This is a genomic window from Rhizobium leguminosarum, assembly GCF_019798305.1.
Taxonomy (GTDB): domain Bacteria; phylum Pseudomonadota; class Alphaproteobacteria; order Rhizobiales; family Rhizobiaceae; genus Rhizobium; species Rhizobium leguminosarum_U.
Genome location: NZ_JAAXDD010000020.1, coordinates 87,993 through 104,983, shown reverse-complemented (window position 1 = coordinate 104,983; position 16,991 = coordinate 87,993). Strand labels below are relative to the sequence as shown.

Annotated in this window: 22 protein-coding genes and 2 pseudogenes; 18 read left to right on the top strand and 6 right to left on the bottom strand. The window is 61.1% G+C overall.

Translation table 11 applies throughout. The features are described from left to right. From HFO99_RS29505 to HFO99_RS29475, 7 genes are all read left to right on the top strand, one after another. The coding region (locus HFO99_RS29505; RefSeq protein ID WP_222365209.1) for a DUF930 domain-containing protein at positions 1–808 on the top strand (808 nt) is incomplete at its 5' end. Further along, positions 805–1,056 carry a hypothetical protein gene (locus tag HFO99_RS29500; RefSeq protein ID WP_155755772.1) on the top strand — a complete coding sequence of 84 codons (252 nt, stop codon included), beginning with the start codon at positions 805–807 and terminating at the stop codon, positions 1,054–1,056. The genes HFO99_RS29505 and HFO99_RS29500, both read left to right, overlap by 4 nt. A gap of 105 nt (positions 1,057–1,161) precedes the next feature. Next, on the top strand, positions 1,162–1,959 hold the full coding sequence (locus tag HFO99_RS29495) for an APH(3') family aminoglycoside O-phosphotransferase (protein WP_222365207.1): 798 nt from the start codon (positions 1,162–1,164) through the stop codon (positions 1,957–1,959). A 77-nt stretch (positions 1,960–2,036) separates the two neighbouring features. Beyond that, positions 2,037–2,843 carry a helix-turn-helix transcriptional regulator gene (locus HFO99_RS29490; protein WP_222365206.1) on the top strand — a complete coding sequence of 269 codons (807 nt, stop codon included), beginning with the start codon at positions 2,037–2,039 and terminating at the stop codon, positions 2,841–2,843. 83 nt (positions 2,844–2,926) lie between these two features. Further along, positions 2,927–3,823, top strand: coding sequence for a DMT family transporter (locus HFO99_RS29485; protein WP_222365204.1), 897 nt, complete (start codon positions 2,927–2,929; stop codon positions 3,821–3,823). A gap of 3 nt (positions 3,824–3,826) precedes the next feature. Next, positions 3,827–4,519, top strand: a complete 693-nt coding sequence (locus HFO99_RS29480; protein ID WP_222365202.1) for a B3/4 domain-containing protein — start codon at positions 3,827–3,829, stop codon at positions 4,517–4,519. Positions 4,520–4,616: 97 nt separating this feature from the next. Continuing rightward, positions 4,617–5,015: a DUF427 domain-containing protein gene (locus HFO99_RS29475; RefSeq protein WP_011652877.1), complete on the top strand. Its 399-nt coding sequence runs from the start codon at positions 4,617–4,619 to the stop codon at positions 5,013–5,015. A 167-nt stretch (positions 5,016–5,182) separates the two neighbouring features. Here HFO99_RS29475 and HFO99_RS29470 read toward each other — a convergent pair whose 3' ends face one another. Beyond that, a complete protein-coding gene (locus HFO99_RS29470; protein ID WP_222303079.1) occupies positions 5,183–5,428 on the bottom strand; it encodes a DUF6894 family protein in 246 nt (81 codons plus the stop codon). 133 nt (positions 5,429–5,561) lie between these two features. Between HFO99_RS29470 and HFO99_RS29465 the strand changes: the two are divergent. Then, positions 5,562–5,844 (top strand): annotated as a pseudogene (locus HFO99_RS29465) (hypothetical protein). Positions 5,845–5,921: 77 nt separating this feature from the next. Continuing rightward, positions 5,922–6,854 (top strand): LysR family transcriptional regulator, encoded by a 933-nt coding sequence (locus HFO99_RS29460; RefSeq protein ID WP_222365200.1) that lies wholly within the window; start codon positions 5,922–5,924, stop codon positions 6,852–6,854. A 140-nt stretch (positions 6,855–6,994) separates the two neighbouring features. Here the strand turns inward: HFO99_RS29460 and HFO99_RS29455 are convergent, their stop codons facing one another. Together HFO99_RS29455 and HFO99_RS29450 are read right to left on the bottom strand one after the other, a co-directional pair. Next, entirely contained in the window at positions 6,995–7,921 is a 927-nt protein-coding gene (locus HFO99_RS29455) for an NADP-dependent oxidoreductase (protein WP_222365198.1), read from the bottom strand. Beyond that, positions 7,921–8,391: an ester cyclase gene (locus tag HFO99_RS29450; protein ID WP_222365197.1), complete on the bottom strand. Its 471-nt coding sequence runs from the start codon at positions 8,389–8,391 to the stop codon at positions 7,921–7,923. Before HFO99_RS29450 ends, HFO99_RS29455 begins: the two co-directional genes overlap by 1 nt. Before the next feature lie 233 nt (positions 8,392–8,624). Here HFO99_RS29450 and HFO99_RS29445 point away from each other — a divergent pair, with 233 nt between their 5' ends. The 7 genes and pseudogenes from HFO99_RS29445 (at position 8,625) to HFO99_RS29415 (ending at position 13,483) form a co-directional block, all read left to right on the top strand. After that, complete coding sequence (locus tag HFO99_RS29445; protein WP_222365195.1) at positions 8,625–9,845, top strand: MFS transporter; 1,221 nt, start codon at positions 8,625–8,627, stop codon at positions 9,843–9,845. A gap of 94 nt (positions 9,846–9,939) precedes the next feature. Beyond that, the gene (locus HFO99_RS29440; RefSeq protein WP_222365193.1) at positions 9,940–10,536 is read left to right on the top strand and encodes a DUF922 domain-containing Zn-dependent protease; all 597 of its coding nucleotides are present in this window, start codon (positions 9,940–9,942) and stop codon (positions 10,534–10,536) included. Positions 10,537–10,651: 115 nt separating this feature from the next. After that, positions 10,652–11,005, top strand: coding sequence for a DUF1428 domain-containing protein (locus tag HFO99_RS29435; RefSeq protein ID WP_222365191.1), 354 nt, complete (start codon positions 10,652–10,654; stop codon positions 11,003–11,005). Positions 11,006–11,115: 110 nt separating this feature from the next. Beyond that, positions 11,116–11,864 (top strand): annotated as a pseudogene (locus HFO99_RS29430) (carbonic anhydrase). A gap of 165 nt (positions 11,865–12,029) precedes the next feature. After that, positions 12,030–12,452 carry a secondary thiamine-phosphate synthase enzyme YjbQ gene (locus HFO99_RS29425; protein ID WP_222302997.1) on the top strand — a complete coding sequence of 141 codons (423 nt, stop codon included), beginning with the start codon at positions 12,030–12,032 and terminating at the stop codon, positions 12,450–12,452. A 213-nt stretch (positions 12,453–12,665) separates the two neighbouring features. After that, entirely contained in the window at positions 12,666–12,971 is a 306-nt protein-coding gene (locus tag HFO99_RS29420; RefSeq protein WP_222365189.1) for a hypothetical protein, read from the top strand. A gap of 173 nt (positions 12,972–13,144) precedes the next feature. Further along, positions 13,145–13,483 (top strand): hypothetical protein, encoded by a 339-nt coding sequence (locus HFO99_RS29415; RefSeq protein ID WP_168272155.1) that lies wholly within the window; start codon positions 13,145–13,147, stop codon positions 13,481–13,483. Positions 13,484–14,031: 548 nt separating this feature from the next. Here the strand turns inward: HFO99_RS29415 and HFO99_RS29410 are convergent. Further along, positions 14,032–14,772 carry an SIMPL domain-containing protein gene (locus HFO99_RS29410; protein WP_222365187.1) on the bottom strand — a complete coding sequence of 247 codons (741 nt, stop codon included), beginning with the start codon at positions 14,770–14,772 and terminating at the stop codon, positions 14,032–14,034. Positions 14,773–14,970: 198 nt separating this feature from the next. Here HFO99_RS29410 and HFO99_RS29405 point away from each other — a divergent pair, with 198 nt between their 5' ends. Continuing rightward, entirely contained in the window at positions 14,971–15,417 is a 447-nt protein-coding gene (locus tag HFO99_RS29405; RefSeq protein WP_222365185.1) for a GNAT family N-acetyltransferase, read from the top strand. A 100-nt stretch (positions 15,418–15,517) separates the two neighbouring features. On the opposite strand, the gene HFO99_RS29400 is transcribed toward HFO99_RS29405, so the two are convergent. Continuing rightward, a complete protein-coding gene (locus tag HFO99_RS29400; protein ID WP_168344500.1) occupies positions 15,518–15,664 on the bottom strand; it encodes a hypothetical protein in 147 nt (48 codons plus the stop codon). Positions 15,665–15,918: 254 nt separating this feature from the next. On the opposite strand from HFO99_RS29400, the gene HFO99_RS29395 reads away from it, so the two are divergent. Continuing rightward, entirely contained in the window at positions 15,919–16,110 is a 192-nt protein-coding gene (locus HFO99_RS29395; RefSeq protein WP_017994759.1) for a hypothetical protein, read from the top strand. A 103-nt stretch (positions 16,111–16,213) separates the two neighbouring features. Here the strand turns inward: HFO99_RS29395 and HFO99_RS33700 are convergent, their stop codons facing one another. Beyond that, positions 16,214–16,408 carry a hypothetical protein gene (locus HFO99_RS33700; RefSeq protein ID WP_261323372.1) on the bottom strand — a complete coding sequence of 65 codons (195 nt, stop codon included), beginning with the start codon at positions 16,406–16,408 and terminating at the stop codon, positions 16,214–16,216. Positions 16,409–16,991: the final 583 nt, after the last annotated feature.

Sequence of the window (16,991 nt, the reverse complement as noted above, 5' to 3'; positions counted from 1 at the left end):
GCCTCCGCCTCCAAACGCTGCGAAGCTGCCCGAAGCGCCCGTCGCTCCACAGCCACAACGTGTCGCCCGCCCGGTCTTCGAATTTGCCGAGAAGGATTCAGCGCCGGAACAAAGTGAGCGGGGTATACCGCAGCAGGCAGAAGCACCAAAACCGCCGATCGTTGAGCCAAAACCCGAAGAAATGCCGCCTGTCGAATCGCCGCAACTCCAAAAGCCGGAGGTTCCGGAGACTATGCCTGCCGCGAATCCGCTGCCGCAGGATATCGAACTTCCCGAGGTAGAGACTGCTGAGGCCAATCCGGAAAAGAACGGGCCGGCAGCCACAGGACACGATGAGGCAAAGACGAATTTCGAGGCAAATCCGTCAACGAATTCGACGGCAACCTCCCCAATGCCACCGGACGCAGCGGCTAAGGAATCAAATAAGCTCACGAAAGCGAAGACGCTATTTACCGACGACTTTGTCTCAGACCCTACGGTCAAGACGGCGATGAATAACTTGCCGCGCCAAACAAGGGGTGGTCAGCTTTGCTGGAGCGAGCTTAGAGAACAGCTCCTTCATTCGTCTGCGGCATATGATCCCAATATTATTGAGGTGCCTCAATACGAGCTCCGGAATGGCAATTTCCTCGCGCTTAAGGGAAGCGCGTTCTATGACGGTCAGAAATTGCACCAATTGGCGTTCAGTTGCGAAGTGAATGACAACGCTACGAAGATTGTATCGTTTGAATTTGGTGTCGGGAATGTAATCCCGAAAAGTGAGTGGGCGCGTTATCACTATCCAAACGGCGACGCGGAGCATCGGTGAGCTTCGCTACAAGCCACGCGCAAGGAACCGCACCTAACCATCTCCTGATGGCCGTGATGATTCCGGTGAAGAAGAGGACAGATGATATGTCGAACGAGATCGAGCGTTTTTTTGAGCGTCAGGATGAAGCCGTGAGCGCGCTGTTCCTGGAAAACAAAGGCGACGAGCTGACCGATATTCTGGTGGCGGCTCTGGAAGAGGCTTTCGAAATCCTTCTTGAAGCCGCGCCCGCCGAAACCGTTCATTGAGGTCGCGGAAGCCCGTTCGGTCTGCCAGTGTGTCCTGACCGGTTGCGCGGCTTGCGCTGTCCCCTTATGTCGGGATAATGCGCCAGCATCAATGGCCTAGATATCATGTCGATTTTCCAAGAGGATCAACCACTGTCAGCGGGCGTGCTTGATGCCCGTCTTGAGGGTTATTGGTTCGAACGCGATGCGCTCGGCCGCTCCGCCGCAAGTGTCTTCCGGCTGGAAGCTCTCGGATTGCCGGCGCTTTATCTGAAGGTCGAACAGGCCGGTCCTTTTGGCGAACTCGCCGACGAAGCAGCCAGGCTTCATTGGCTCAAGGCTTCCGGTCTGCCATGTCCCGATATCATCGCAGAGGACAGCGACGGTGTGCACAACCGGCTGCTGATTAGCGCGCTGTCCGGGAGTGATCTCGCCAGCGCATCGGTGCTGACGCCGCTTGCGCGGGTCGAACTGCTGGCTGTGGCACTCCTCGATCTGCATCGCCTACCGATCGCATCCTGCCCCTTTGATCACCGGCTGGAGGTGCGTATTGCGGCGGCGAAAGCACGGATGCAGGCCGGTATCATCGACGAGACCGATTTTGATGAGATGCGGCTTGGAAAGAGTGCCGAGGCCCTTTTTGCCGAACTCGAAAGCGGGAGGCCTGGCCGCGAGGATCTCGTCGTCACCCATGGCGACGCCTGCCTGCCGAATTTCGTCGTCTCCGAAGACGGGTTTTCGGGCTATATAGACTGCAGCCGTCTCGGCGTCGCCGACCGCTATCAGGATATCGCGCTCGCCTGCCGCAGCATCGCCTATAATTTCGGCGAGGCGCTGATGCAGCCCTTCCTTAATCGGTACGGCATGCCGGCCACGGATCCGGCGAGACTCGATTATTATCAGCTGCTCGACGAGTTCTTCTAGGCATGCATCCTAGCCGCCACGATTGCGTCATCTCACGGCGGCTGGCAGAGTGGCCGGCGATCGGACGCGGGCAGACAATGGCGAAAAACCAATTCAGGATGTTGCGCTCGGCGCTGGCTGGCGTCGAAGCGGTGGAGGCGGAAACGCATCACAGCTTTGCGCGCCATACGCACGAGCAGTTCGGCATCGGTTTGATTTCCGCCGGTGCGCAGTCGTCGCTCAGCGGTCGCGGCATGGTGGAGGCTGAGGCCGGCGACATCATCACGGTCAATCCGAACGAAGTGCATGACGGCGCGCCGATCGGCGCGGGCCGATCCTGGCGCATCCTCTATTTCGATCCGACCATCGTCACCGGTTTGTCGCGAAAGATCAGCGAAGACGGGGCAGGGCGATCGGAAATCCCGCATCCCGTCATCCGCAATGCGGCGATCGCCGCCCGTTTCGAGACGCTGTTTGGCGCGGTGACCGGCGGCGGGGCGGCGGATGGGCTGCTCTGCGAGGAACTGCTTCTGCAACTCGTCGCCGATGTCATGCGCGAGCGCTTTGCTACCGAAGAGCGGCCATTGGTGCCGGAGTCGATCCGTGCGGCCCGAAACCTGATTGACGACGATCCGCTTGCCGCCGTCTCGCTCGCCGATCTCTCCAGGGAAAGCGGGCTCAGCCGCTTTCAGGTACTGCGCGGTTTTGCCAAGGCGACCGGATTGACGCCGCATGCCTATCTCGTCCAGGCTCGCATCCATATCGCCCGCCGGCTGATCGCTCAGGGCATGCCGCTTGCGGAAGCGGCCTTTGCCAGCGGCTTTGCCGACCAGAGCCACATGACGCGGGTCTTCGTGCGCAAATACGGTCTGTCGCCGCGCCTCTATGCCGGCGCCTTTCTCTGAGCGCCTGCTTTGCATCTGCAATTTCGTTCAAGACCCTGATCCATCCCTGCTGTTTTCTCGGCGCAACCAACAGGAGACGCTGAATGTCGAGGCAGGTTCAAGGTTATCTCTATCTGGCGCTGGCGATGCTTACGGTCGGAAGCACTGTGATCGCAAGCAAGCTGATCGCGTCGGATCTGCCGCCGTTCAGCGCCACCGCATTGCGCTTCGCCATCGCCTTTCCGGTCTTACTCCTGTTGATGCGGGCGACCGGTGCGCGGCTGCCGAGGTTTTCCCGACATGACCGCCTCATCCTCATCATCCAGGCCGGGGCCGGAAGCGTCGGTTATACGACGCTGCTGATCTCTGGCCTCAGCCTGACCTCGGCGGCCGATGCCGGCGTTATCATCGGCACGCTGCCGGTGGTGTCGGCCGCAATCGCTATCCTGCTGCTTCGCGAACGGCCGCAGCGTGCCCTGCTTCTCGCGGTTGCGCTTGCGACGTCAGGCGTGCTGTCGATCGCCTTTACGCCGGATGCGGCAGGCGGATCATTGGCCGGCAATGCGTTGATCTTCTGCGCCGTCGTCTGCGAGGGATTGTTCATCCTGCTCAACAAAAGACTGAAGACGGAGATTGCGCCGCTTGCGCAGTCGACGCTGATGGCCGGCATCGGTTTCATCGTCGCCGCTATCCCGGCCATTTTCGAAGCGCCTTTCGCACAGGGTATTTCCGCAAGCGCTGCAGGTGCCGTCGTCTATTATGCGCTAGTGCCGACCGTCGGCGGATTTCTGCTCTGGTATTTAGGGGCAGAAAGGGTGAGCGGCACGGAAGCCGCATTGTTCACCTCGGTTGCGCCAGTTTCCGCCGTCATGCTTGCCTTCATCATCCTTGGCGAGACGATCGGGCTCCACCAGTTCGCCGGTATCGCCTGCGTGCTTGCGGCCGTGCTCGGTCTTGCCTTTGCCGGGAACCGTACAGTGAAACCAGCCAGGGGGAGATAGATCATGCAGTTCAGCCATTCCGATGCCATATGGCAGGCCTTTGCGGAGCTTCGCGCCGGTGCGCTGCATGCGGGAGGGATCCATGCGGATGCCGATGTCGAGGCGGCGATCGCAGACTTCAACGCGATCGCCGAGGCCCGGCTGGCCAAAGCGCAGGAAAGCGAATTCCCCGAAATCCAGGCCTGGCGGCGCGGCTTTTCCCGCATGGGGCTGAAGCCGACGCAATATCGCTGCGCTTCCGAGGCGCTGCTGCGCCGCTTCCGCCAGGAACATGCGCTGCCGCGTCTGCATCCGCTCATCGATCTCTGCAATGCGATTTCGCTCGCCTTTGCCATTCCGATCGCCGTCTTCGATGCTGAAAAGATCGTTGGCGATCTCGAAGTCCGGCGAGCCAAAGGTGAAGAGACCTATCTGACCTTTGGCGGCGAAATCGAGCGTCCGGAGGCGAACGAGGTGATCTTCGCAGACGCGGAGAGCAGGGCACATGCGCGGCGCTGGACGAACCGGCAGAGCGGGTTTTCGGCGGTGCGGGAGACGACGCGTTCGGTGCTGATCGTTGCCGAGGCCTTGCACGCCTCCGCCGGCGATGACATCGCCAGGCTGGTTGAAACAGTTGCAGATGCGCTTGCACGGCACTGGCCGGCGGCGCCGAAAACGGCGATGCTAGGTCCGGTATCGCCGCGTTTCGAATTCTAAGGGCGCGGCGTTTCAGGGAAAGCTGCGTTCGAGCCCTTGGGCCGGCCGCATGCCCGCCCTATCTCTATGCGATCGATAGCTTCTGGAGACGAACCCGATGTCAGATAAGTCGATCAAGATTCCGGGGCCGGATCATCCGATCACCGTCGAGCACAATCCCTCCCGTGTCGTCGTCACGCTCGGCGGCAAGACGATAGCCGATACGCGCGATGCGCTGACGCTGTGCGAGGCCTCCTATCCGCCGGTGCAGTATATTCCGCGCAGGGATGTCGACATGTCGCTGCTTCAGCGCACCGACCATAGCAGCCATTGCCCCTATAAGGGCGACGCCTCCTATTACAGTATCATTCCGGGTGGCGAACGCTCGAAGAATGCCGTCTGGACCTACGAGGCGCCGAATGCCGCGGTCAGCAGCATCAAGGACCATCTCGCTTTCTATCCCGACCGTGTCGACGGTATCGAGGAGATGGCCTCTCCGGAAGCCGGCGCCTTCTGACGGTACGCACGACACTGAAACCCGTTCCGGCGGAACAGGTTGTCCGCCGGACCGTTAGGCTCATCCAGCGGGGATATGTCGTGCCGAAATTCTACTTTCAACTTTTCGATCGTGATGGCGCCGGGACGACCGAGGAGTGACCGGCAGCAGCCCTTAAACCGCAGCCGTTATCGTAAGACGTCGAGCCATTCGTTGTTGAAGACGAGGCTGGCAACCGTGACCGGATCGCCGCTCTCGTCGCGAACGGTAATGGCGATCGTCATGCGATCACCTGCCGGCAATTCGTCGCGGGCCACATCCAGCAGGATGCGGGTCAGCTCTTTCGGAATGTCTTCACGAGATTTGAGCTCGGTGCCGTGCTCGTCGCGCGTGGGACCTTCCTCATTGTGCAGATCGAAATAGTAGCGAGGCATGTTCTTTCCTGCAGGTCACAGGGAGAAATCACAGATCAAGACAAATTGTTCCGGGGCTAGGCATTGATTCTTATAGAAAATACAGGTCGCATCGAAATGGGTAGGGGCTCCAGCACTATTGGCGGGCAAGTCTGTGATTGAATCCCTGCTGCTCAACCTTGGAAGCCGCGATGTTTTGTGGGCCGAAGAGGAAAGCCATCTCAGAACGATGAGCGGCGCGCTACAAGGTGACGGCCGATGGCAGTCGCCAGATCACCGCACTGCATGTCGCCGGCGATTTCGTCGAGCAGGCGCTGAGGCGCGAGGGCGTGTTCACCTGGGAGAACCGGACGATCACCATCGTCGATTGGGAACGCCCGCAGGAAATCGCCGAATTCGATCCTGGCTATCTCAGCATCTCCCGGGAGCCGCGCTAAACGTCGACGCGCTTGCATACAAGTATGGTTTGCAACATGCTGCCGGTCGATAGTCGTCGTCTGGGATCATCCACATCATGAATAGCCTTCAAGCGGTCGATCTCAACCTCCTCGTCGCCTTCGACGCGATCATGGCGGAGCGCAGCGTCACCCGGGCCGGCGCCCGCATCGGCCGCACCCAGCCGGCGATGAGTGCAGCACTTGCCAGGCTACGGCAGCTCTTCGAGGATGAGCTCTTCGTGCGCAGCCCGAGTGGGTTGGAGCCGACGCCGCGGGCGCTCGACCTGGCCGAGCCGATCGGAAAATCTCTGCGGCATGCGCAAGAGGCGCTGGCTTTCAGTGGTGTCTTCGACCCGCGGTCGTCATCGGCTTCGTTCCGGCTTGGTCTTTCCGAACATCCAGCCTTCGTGCTTCTGCCGAAGCTGCTGGCGGCTATCAGGCAGGCCGCGCCGAATATCAGCGTCGACGTCAAGGGTTTCGTTGCCCGGGAAAGGGCGGTGGAAATGCTCGACGCCGGCGAGGTGGATGCGGCGGTCGGCGTGCCGGTCTCCTCGTCGCCGCGCATCCTTTCCCGACTGCTTTTCGAGGAGAGTTTCGTTTCGATCGTCCGCGCCGATCATCCCGCGGCAAGGGGACTTGATCTCGAAACCTTCGTCGGTCTCGACCACCTGCTCGTATCACCGGAAGGCGATCGTTATGGCCATGTCGACCGGAAGCTTTCGGAATTCGGTCTGCGCCGCAGGCTCGGCCTGACGCTGCCGCAAATGTATGCGGCGCCGGCGATCGTCGCCGAGACCGATCTCGTCGCCACGCTGATGCGCGGCGTCGTCGAGGTCTCGGACAGCCGCGCCCGGCTGTCGATCCACAAGCCGCCGATCGAACTGCTGCCGGTCTCCTTTGCTCTGTCATGGCATCGCCGCAACGATTCCCATGTCGGGCAGCAGTGGTTCCGCGAACTGATCCGCTCCGTCGCGGCCGCGAAACAGGATCAGTCCGAGGAATTGCGCTGACCCCGCCTTTGGGATCAGCCGCCTCGTTCAGAGCATGATGCCGAAAAGTGTGAGCGGTTTTCGGACGACATCATGCTCTAACTCTTTAATTGAGAACAGGATTCAGACTTTAGGCCGAACAGGCCTAAAATCATCCTGTTCTAGGGCCTCACCAGGGTCTTGCCGCGGGCGCCGCCCTTCGAAAGGGACCGCAAGGCCCCGACCGTGTCCGCAAGGGCGAACTCCTGGCCGATGACGCTTTGGAGACGACCATCTGCAGCAAGTGCTGCCACTGCGGCCAGGCGACCGGCATCGCTCTCATGAAAGAGAAACTGCGCATCAATGCCGCGCGCCTTCGGCCCTTCTGTGTCGAACGGTGCCGAGAGGCCGACGAGCTTGCCGCCGGGGCGGATGATGCCGAGCGAGCGCTCCAGCGTTTCGCCGCCGACCGTGTCGATCACCAGGTCGACGGCCCCAGCGAAGGCAGTAAAATCCTGGTTGCGATAGTCGATCACCTCGTCGGCGCCAAGCGAGCGGACGAGGTCGAGATTGGCCGCAGAGGCAGTCGCCGTCACATACGCGCCGGCACGCTTTGCGAGCTGAACGGCGAAGCTGCCGACGCCACCGGCGCCGGCATGGATGAGCACCGATTGACCGGGCTGGACCGCTGCGGCCTCGAACAGCGCCTGCCAGGCGCTGGCTGCAGCCGTCGGCAGGCCGGCGAGGCTTGCGAGCGGCAGATCGGCCGAAACCGGAACGACCAGTCGGGCAGGCACGGCCGCCAGTTCGGCAAAGGCGCCGCCGCTCGCCGCATCAGTGCGCGCGATCACCCTGTCACCCGGCCTGACGGTGGCGACGAGCCGGCCGGTTGCAACCACCGTTCCGGCGAGATCGGTCCCCAGCGTATAAGGGAAGGCGAGGGGGAAGAAGTCCTTCAGATATCCGGCAAGCAGCTTGTTATCCATTGGATTGGGGGCGGCTGCCTCGACGCGGATGAGCACCTCGTCAAGGCCGGGTACCGGCTCTGGCACATCCTCGATCCGGATGTCGTCGATCGGGCCATAGGCATGGATGCGGGCGGCCTTCATCACGCGCTCTCCGGAGGGAGGGACGACACCGTCTGCGGCGGCCAGGCGCCGAGCTGGTGCAGCATGCCGAACCAGTCCTCGAGATGCCAGGTATGGGAGATCCTGTCGCCTTCGAAGCGGTGGAATTCATGGAGCGCGATCTCGATCCGGCGGTTCGTCGCCGGAATGCCGAAAAGCGCGCCGCGCTGGGTGCCGAGGATGCGGGCGCGAACGCCGGCGCGGTCGTTGAAGCCGATCACTTCGTCGACGACGATTTCCACATCCGGCAGGGATTCGATGAAGCCGAGGATGATCGGCTTCAGTCCAGCTGGCCCCGGACCCTGGCCCGGTGCCAGCGGAATATCCTGCCAGTCTGATGTCACGGCTTCGTCGAGAAGATCGGGATTTTTGCGCGTGAAGGCACCGTAGAAGGTTTCAAGCGCTGCATGCTGACGTCCAGTCAGTGCGCTTGCTGTTGTATCGAAGGTCATCGAGAGCCTCTTTGTTTATGACAAGAGGAGGTTAGGGCATGCGGCCGTCATATCGGAAATCGATATAAGATATAGCTGATCATTGATAATTGATATGCCGACGAGCTGAGACCAATACAATCCGGCGGCTGTTGCGCATTGCGATTGACAAATCGTCCTTTCGGGCAGAACACCGCTCCGACCTTCTTAAAAACTCCTTGCTGGCGCGACCGTAGCCGGCCGGTGACATCGCAATGGACATATCCCAAGCACCGGGGAGCGTTCTTCGCCACCCCGGCTATCTGAACTTCGCTGCCTCCCGCGTTTTTTCCTCGCTCTCCTTCCAGTCGATTGGCATCGCCATGGGATGGATGATCTACGACCAGACGAACAGCGCCTTTGCGCTCGGTCTCGTCGGCTTTTGCCAGTTCCTGCCGATGGCGGTGCTGACCTTCGTCGTCGGTCATGTCGCCGACCGGTTCGACCGGCGGCGTATCGGGCTTGTTTGCCAGTTGATCGAGGCGGTGACGGCCTTGGTGCTGGCGATCGCTACCTGGCAGCAATGGCTGACGCCGGCCGGCATCCTCGCCGCCGTCACGGTGCTTGGGGCCGTCGTCGCCTTCGAGCGCCCGACCATGGCGGCGCTGCTGCCGAACATCGTGCCAGCCTCGATGCTGCAGAAGGCGGTTGCAACCTCGACCTCGATGGTGCAGACGGCGCTGATCATCGGCCCCTCGCTCGGCGGCCTGCTTTATGGCCTCCACCCCATCGCGCCCTTTGCTGTAGCAGCGCTGCTTTTTGCCGTTGCGAGCTTCAACGTCATCTCGATCCGGATGCAATGGAGCCCTGCCAGGCGCGAGCCGGTGACATTAGCCTCGGTCTTTGCCGGCGTCTCCTTCATCCGCAGCCGGCCGGTGATGCTCGGCACGATCTCGCTCGATCTCTTCGCGGTGCTGCTCGGCGGCGCGACCGCGCTGCTGCCGATGTTTGCCCGCGATATCCTGCATGCCGGCCCATGGGGGCTCGGCCTGCTGCGCGCCGCGCCGGCGATCGGCGCGCTCGCCATGTCGATCGTGCTTGCCCGCCGGCCGCTCGAGAGCAATGTCGGGCGCAAGATGCTTGCCGCCGTCGCCGTGTTTGGCGTCGCCACCATCGTCTTCTCGCTTTCGACCAATATTGCGCTTTCCGTCGTGGCACTGCTCGTCGTCGGCGCGTCCGATACGGTAAGCGTCGTCGTGCGCAGCTCGCTGGTGCAGCTGCTGACACCGGACGAGATGCGCGGCCGCGTCAGTGCCGTCAACTCGCTATTCATCGGCACCTCCAACCAGCTCGGCGAATTCGAATCTGGCATGATGGCGGCAGCCCTCGGGCCGGTCGCTACGGGCTTTGTCGGCGGGCTCGGCACGATCGTCGTCGTGCTCCTGTGGATGCGGCTCTTCCCGGATCTCACCAAGGTCAAGAAGTTACAGGGCTAGCCAGATCGTTCTTCGACGTCGGCTCGTTCAGCCTTGTTGAATGCCCCGCTTGGCCCCATTAGGTTCGGCGCGAACATCATAGACAGGGATTGGCGTGACGAGACATTTTCTATCTGTTGTGCTGGTGGCAGTTTTCGCGTCGGTGCCGGCCATGGCGCTGGCCGAGTGGCAGGCGGTCGAAGAGCTTCGACCTTATTCGATATCAGGCAAAACGGGCGCTGAACTCTATGAATCGATCGGCGCGCGAGGGCCCGAAGCCGGTGCGGGCAGGGCAATCGCGCATACGACGTTCAAGCTGACCTGGACCAGGAAATACGAACCGCAGGGAAATGCCTGCGTTATCGTGACCAACCGGCCGAAGCTCATCATCACCTATACGCTGCCGAAACCATCTGCTGCGCTGCCGGCCGCCGTGAAAAGCAGTTGGGAGACTTTCATATCGGGTGTGCAGGCCCATGAGCGGGTGCATGGTGAGACCATTAAGGAGATGGTCAAGGAAATCGAGGCGACGAGCATTGGCCTGACCGTTGCCGATGATCCTGATTGCAAGAAGATCAGGATCGAGCTGACCCGCCGGCTCGGCGAGATCTCCCAAAGACAACGCCAGCGCGGCCGTGACTTCGACAAGATCGAAATGGGTGACGGCGGCAATATCCAGCAGCTCATCCTCAAGCTGGTCAATGGGCCCTGAATGCCAGGAAGCTGATAAGGGCGCGGTTAGCCGCTCGGCAGCGGACTGGACCCGCTTGGCAAGTCTCCTATCTCTTCGGTGATAACCGGGCGCAGACACGCAAAGGAGGAGCGAGATGTCCTATGTCGATGGTTTCATCGTGGCGGTTCCGAAGGGGAATATCGAGGCCTACAAGGAATTCTCCACCTTCGCCGGCTCGATCTGGAAGGAATATGGCGCCCTCGAATATGTCGAATGCATCGGCGACGACGTGCCTTATGGCGAGTTGACCTCCTTTCCCAGGGCCGTGCAGGCGAAGGAGGACGAGGTGGTGGTGTTTTCCTGGATCGTCTACGGCTCACGCCAGGAGCGCGACGGTATCAATGCCAAGGTGATGGCCGATCCGAGGCTCAAGGGCGACCAGTGGCAGATGCCGTTCGACGGCAAGCGGATGATCTACGGCGGCTTCGAGACGCTGCTCAAGCTCTGATGCTTGTCTTCCAAATGCTGTGCGCTTGACGTTTCATTCTCCCTGATGAGCGCGCATAATCTCGCCACGGGGTTTGACCGGCCGCCGGTTGCCACCGTGGGGGGACGGACATGCAGCGACGTGATTTCATCAAGGGACTGATCGTGCTTGGCGCCTGCCCGGCCTGTGCCGGTGCTGGCTTTGCCGCCGAAGGCGCGCATTGGAGCTATGAGGGCCAGTCAGGCCCGGACCACTGGGGCGCGATGGCGCCGGAGAATACCGCCTGTTCAGCCGGCTCGCAGCAATCGCCGCTCGATCTGACCGGTGCTGTCAAGGCGGAGCTTCCGCCGATTGCGATCGACTGGAAGGCCGGTGGCAGGATCGTCAACAACGGCCACACGATGCAGGTCAACATGCCCGGTGGCAGCAGGCTTTCCGGGCCGGCAACAGCTACGAGCTGCTACAGTATCATTTCCATGCGCCGAGTGAACATCATGTCGACGGCAGGAGCTTCCCGATGGAGGCGCATTTCGTCCACAGGCACAAAGAGACCGGCACGCTTGGGGTGCTTGGTGTATTCGTGACACCGGGTGCTGCCAATCCCGGCTTCTCGCGGCTGGCGGCCGCCTTTCCGAAAACGGCAGGCGGCGAGGCTGCGGTCGATGTCGACCCGAACGGCCTGCTGCCGAAAGAGCTCACCTATTGGTCCTATGAGGGGTCGCTGACGACGCCGCCTTGCAGCGAGATTGTCGATTGGATGGTGCTGAGGCAGCCGATCGAGGTCGACGAAAGGGATATAAGAGCCTTCACGACGCTCTATCCGATGAATGCCCGGCCTGTGCTTGCCGCCAACCGGCGCTTCATCCTCTCTTCTTTCTGAAGCGATCATCGGCTTGCCCACGCGAGCTTGACTTGCCCCGGCAAGCTTGACTTGCCCACGCGAGCTTGACTCGCCCACGCGAGCTTGACTTGCCCGCGCAAGCTTGACTTGCGCCAGTCAGCGCGCCAACTCGCGAGACATGTCATCTCGAAGCGGGAGAGCGCCTTGCCCCAGACGATCCTCACCTTGTCCACACGCGGACAGGGCCTTTACGAGTTCACCCACCAGGCCGAAGCCTTCGTCATCGAGTCGGGGCGGGAGGAGGGGCTTCTCACCGTCTTCGTGCGTCACACGTCCTGTTCGCTGCTGATCCAGGAAAATGCCGATCCCGATGTGCGCACCGATCTTCTTTCCTTCTTCCGCCGCCTCATACCACCGGCCTCCGATCCTGACATGGGTTGGATCGTGCACCGCGCCGAGGGGCCGGACGACATGCCGGCGCATATCAAGGCGGCGCTGACGCAAGTCTCGATCGGCATTCCCGTTACCCGGGCGCGGTTGATGCTCGGCACCTGGCAGGGCCTTTATCTTTTCGAGCATCGTGACCGGCCGCACCGGCGCGAAATCGTGCTGCATCTCAGCACCTGAAACCGGTTAATTCCAGATCCGGATGATCATCCGGATCTGGATCGAAGAAGGAGAGCATGATGTCGTCCGAAACCGCTTACACTTGTCGGCATCATGCTCTTTGAATGCAAACTGAATGCCCGGTTCGAACGCCATTCAGTTTGCTGCGTTTACTGTCGAGACAATCCCCGAAGGGAGACCTTGGAATTACCAATCGACGGAGACACACCCCCCATGACGCATTTCCTGACCAAGGCTTCACTTGCCGCATTACTCGCCCTCTGCTCCATTCCGGCCACTGTTTCCACGGCGGCAGCCGCAGGGCCGCAGACGAGCTTTATCGTCGAGGCGCAATACCATCGTCCGATACGTGGTTGCTCGCCGATGCACGCGGTGCGCAAGGCGCATGATTTCGGCCTGCGCGATGCCCGCATCACCCGCATGTCGCCGCGGGTCGTCGTCGTTGCCGGGCGCGAACGCCGCGGCTGGGACAGGATCACCTTCGCGAATGTCCGCGGCTGCCCGCTGATCCGGCGCTGAGGACTGCGGCCGGAGGCGCCGATGCGGCGCTTCCGGTCCGTTTTTGCCTTGACGCTGACACTTTCCGCCGTCTCTTCTCCGGCCTGTATGAATGATTCCCAAATGACGCCTCGGCGTAATGCGGACTAATGGGGAGGGCTTGACGGCCCGACTTTCAAACGAAAGGTTTTTCGATGATGCAGTTTCTGGCAAAGGCGGGTCTTGCCGTCATGCTGACAGCCGGTACCCTGGCCGGCACGGTGGCCCCGGCTGCCGCCCAGTTGAATATCATTATTGGTGAGCCGGACCGTGGTCCGCCGCAGGATTACCGCCGCCCGCCGCCGGGCTACGGCCGGCCGTCGCGCGGCTGCAATCCGCGGCTCGCCGAAGATATGGCCCGGGATTACGGCTTCCGCCGTGCACGCGTCGTCGACATCACGCCACGCCGCGTGATCGTCCAGGGCTGGACGCGTCGCGGCCCCGATGAGATGAGCTTCGCCAATGTGCGCGGTTGCCCCGCCCTGCGCCGCTGATATCAAGGTAGAATACCGCCTCGTCTCCCCGATGCGGCGGCACTGCATAATTCCCTAAATCGGAATCGATTTAGGGGTAAAATTATGCCGCAATTCAAAGTGTTACGGCGTCCTTTGCGCGTCTGAAAAGATGCGCGGCGCTATAAAAACCGCCTTTGCCAGTCTCCCCGGATCGGCAAGGGCGGTTTTCTTTTTGCGCTCAATCTGACTGCGCTCTTTCCTCCGATATCATCGTGGGTCTTGTGCCACCGGCTGTCCGGTTGGCGCCAATGACTGCCCCTTACCCTAACCCTACCCTAACCCTCTCCCCGCTCGCGGGTAGAGGGGACGTGCCCTGCGAGGGGCTGGTGGGGAACGGAGAGGGTGCGGCATGGTCCCTTCGCCCCGTTTACGGGGTCCGAAGGACGGGTTGAGACCCGTGGCTCGACCCCGGTTGGTGGCGGCAGCCGGATGAGGGGCTGGCATCGGCGTTCTCTCGGGCCGAGGAGCAGAAGATGACATTGAACCGAGCGGCCGCGCGCCTCCTCAGACGCGCGGTGCTGTTATGCTCATTGTTCGATCGCGAAGGTCACGGTGACGCTCACATTGTAATTGTTCTCGCCGCCCTGGACGGGAACGGCAGCGTCGGAGGCCTCCTTCATCATCGTGGCGCGATAGGCCGGCTGCGGCATCGCGCGCGGCACATTCTCGTTGATCTCGAGAATGCGGCCGAGCTTGACGCCGGCGGCTTCGCTCAGCGTCTTTGCCCTCTTGACGGCATCGGCGACTGCGGCCTTGCGTGCCTCTTCGATCACGGCGTCCGGCTTGTCGTTGGTGAACTGGATATCGCCACCCTGGTTGATGCCGAGGCTGACGGACTGGTCGATCACCGCGCCGAGCTTGGCAAGATCGCGCAGCCTGACGGTGACCGAATTGATGGTCTGGTAGCCGATCAGCTGCGGCTGCTGCTGTTGCCCGTCGACCGGCTGCGGATAATTGTATTGCGGCTGGATGGAAAAGCCGGAGGTCTGCAGGTCGCGCTCGGCGATGCCGCCGCTCTTCAGCGCGGCAAGCACGTCGTTCATCGCCTTGTTGTTCTCATCGAGCGCTTCGCGGGCGGTTTTCGCCTGTTTGACGACGGCGAGGTTGACGATGGCCATATCGGGAGCGGCGGACGATTCGCCATCGCCGGTCACCGAAATCACCGGCTCGCGCGGCTTCATCTCCTGCGCGAAGGCGGGCGCTGCGGCGGCAAGCGGCAGCGCCAAAAGGGCGGTCATTAGGACTGTTCTGGTATAGATCGGCGCCATGTTTTCATTCCTTGGTTGTCGTTTCCCGGAAGAGCTTTCTGTCGGTTGATTGTGAAGCTATTGCGGCGGAAAAGACAGGCGCATGCGTAGCGAGAGAAAAATGTCAGGGATGCCTGCATCGGAGCTTGAACCCGGAGGACGTCTGCCGACCCTTAAGAGCCGAAACGGGCTGGACCGGAACCGACGGCTCGCTATCATATGGCGATCATCGACGACGAGGAAACAATGTTCGAAACGCTCGATCCCGTCCCGTCCGAGGTCGCCACCGTGATTTCCGATGGCCTGAACGCCTTCAACGAGAGCGCTGAGATCAGACGTGAGGCCTTCGCCATCGTCTGGCGGGAAAACGGAAGGGTTATCGCCGGAATAACGGCGTCCGTTTCCTTCTCGGTTCTTTTCATCGGCAATCTGTGGGTCGAAAAATCGCTGCGCCTGAGGGGCATTGGCCGGAAGCTGATGGCGGCGGCGGAAGAAGAAGGGCGCCGCCGCGCCGCCGTCATGGCCTGCGTCGACACGCTCTCAACCCAAGCGCCTGACTTTTACCCGAAGCTCGGATATGTCGAGTTCGGCAGGGTCAGCGGGCATGCCGGAGGCCGGCCCGTCGACCGGATCTGGTTCCGGAAGGAGTTGTCCGCCGCGGCTTGATCAGGAGCCGCTGGCAGCTTCAACATCCGATGTCATTGCAGGGATATGTGAGGTCGCTCTCGCGCGGGACGCCGGTCTACTGACCGCGCCAATCGTCCGACTAGGCGCCGAAATCGTCCATGAAGGACGGATGGATGGCGGGCTTCCGCTCCTGGCGTGCGTCCCGAATACGTTGGGGAACAGCACCGAGACCGGCGACGAAACGGGTGAGGAGATTGCGGTTGAAAAGTTTCTGTATGGCACTCATGGCAGTTCACTCATTCTTTTTTTTGTTAGCCGGCAGCATATATTTTGCCCAGGCTGCCATAACAATGGGCAATTTTGCATGACAGTTATGTGACGGTGCATGGCTTGAGGGTGGCTGGCCCAAAAGGTGATCACATTGGCGTTAGAAGCGGCCGTCCAGGGCGGTCGGCTGCTATAAATCCTCGTCGGTATTCGCCGTGGCGTGGTAGATTGCCCGCTTGGGTGAAACCATGCGCCTCCGAAGGAGAAGCTCAGATGAATCGATTTTTCGCATTTATCGCGACCGGAACGCTGATCAGCCTTGCCGCGATCATTTCGGGCTGCACATCGTCCGGGAGCGTCGACCAGACGTCGTCGATCGGCGGCGGTTATTATGAGCGTCAGCCGCTTAATCCGGCATGTGGGGGTGGGTTCAGGCCGAGCGATGGGCGTTCTTGTAGCTATTAGGAATGTGCGCCAAGTGGGCATGATGCCGCCGGACGAAGTCGTGTGCTACTGGCCATCGCCGGAGTCGACCTATCGCCGCAATCAGACTTCTAATTTCCGACCGCTAATAGCTACACGGACGATCATTGCCGAATCCATCGCGGCAGGCAGGCCGAAGGGCAAAGTCACCGCTCTGCGCGGTATAGCCGACCGAACCTGTCTGCACCGAGTCGTTTGAGCTCGTGGTGCACGACGATGCCGACATGGCAATGACGAAGACGGCTGCCATGGCTGCCGATAGTTTGCGAGCTTGAAGCATCTCCCCACCCCTCACTGTCCAAAATGGCCTTATAATCCTGGCAAGTAGGGCCGAGGAGGCGTCCCGATAACTGATGTTGTCGATCAAGATTTTGTCATTTGTTGAAAACCCCTTCGCCAGCACTCGCTGCCACGATCAAGGTTGCCTCGGCCACTCCTCCAGATGTCGTTTATTTGAACAACGACGATATAGGTTGCCGCAGCCTGTCAAAGGGTCCCATTCACCCGATTGACTGCAAGTCTGGAGTAGTTGGAGGCTCGGTGTGGTCATGAATCCAGAGCGAAGGTTAAGCTCGGTCGGCGAACATCCGCGATATGCGCCAGCAGCTTGCATTGGCAGAAGGCCCCTTGAGGTGCGGATGCCATATCCGGCGCGCACCGGGTCAGGTCGCATTGAAATGCTTGGGTTCCACGGCAAAAGAACAGCAAGCGGCAACGAACAGGGCTTTGGAAAACAAGGCAGAAGTCCTGTCGCAAGTCCTTCCAACCAGTAGAGAACTTAAGTTTATAGGGAGAACAACCTGCGACAGGGAAATTCTGCTTCTGTCCCGGGACTGTGTGAAGGGACTTTTCGGGCACAGCCG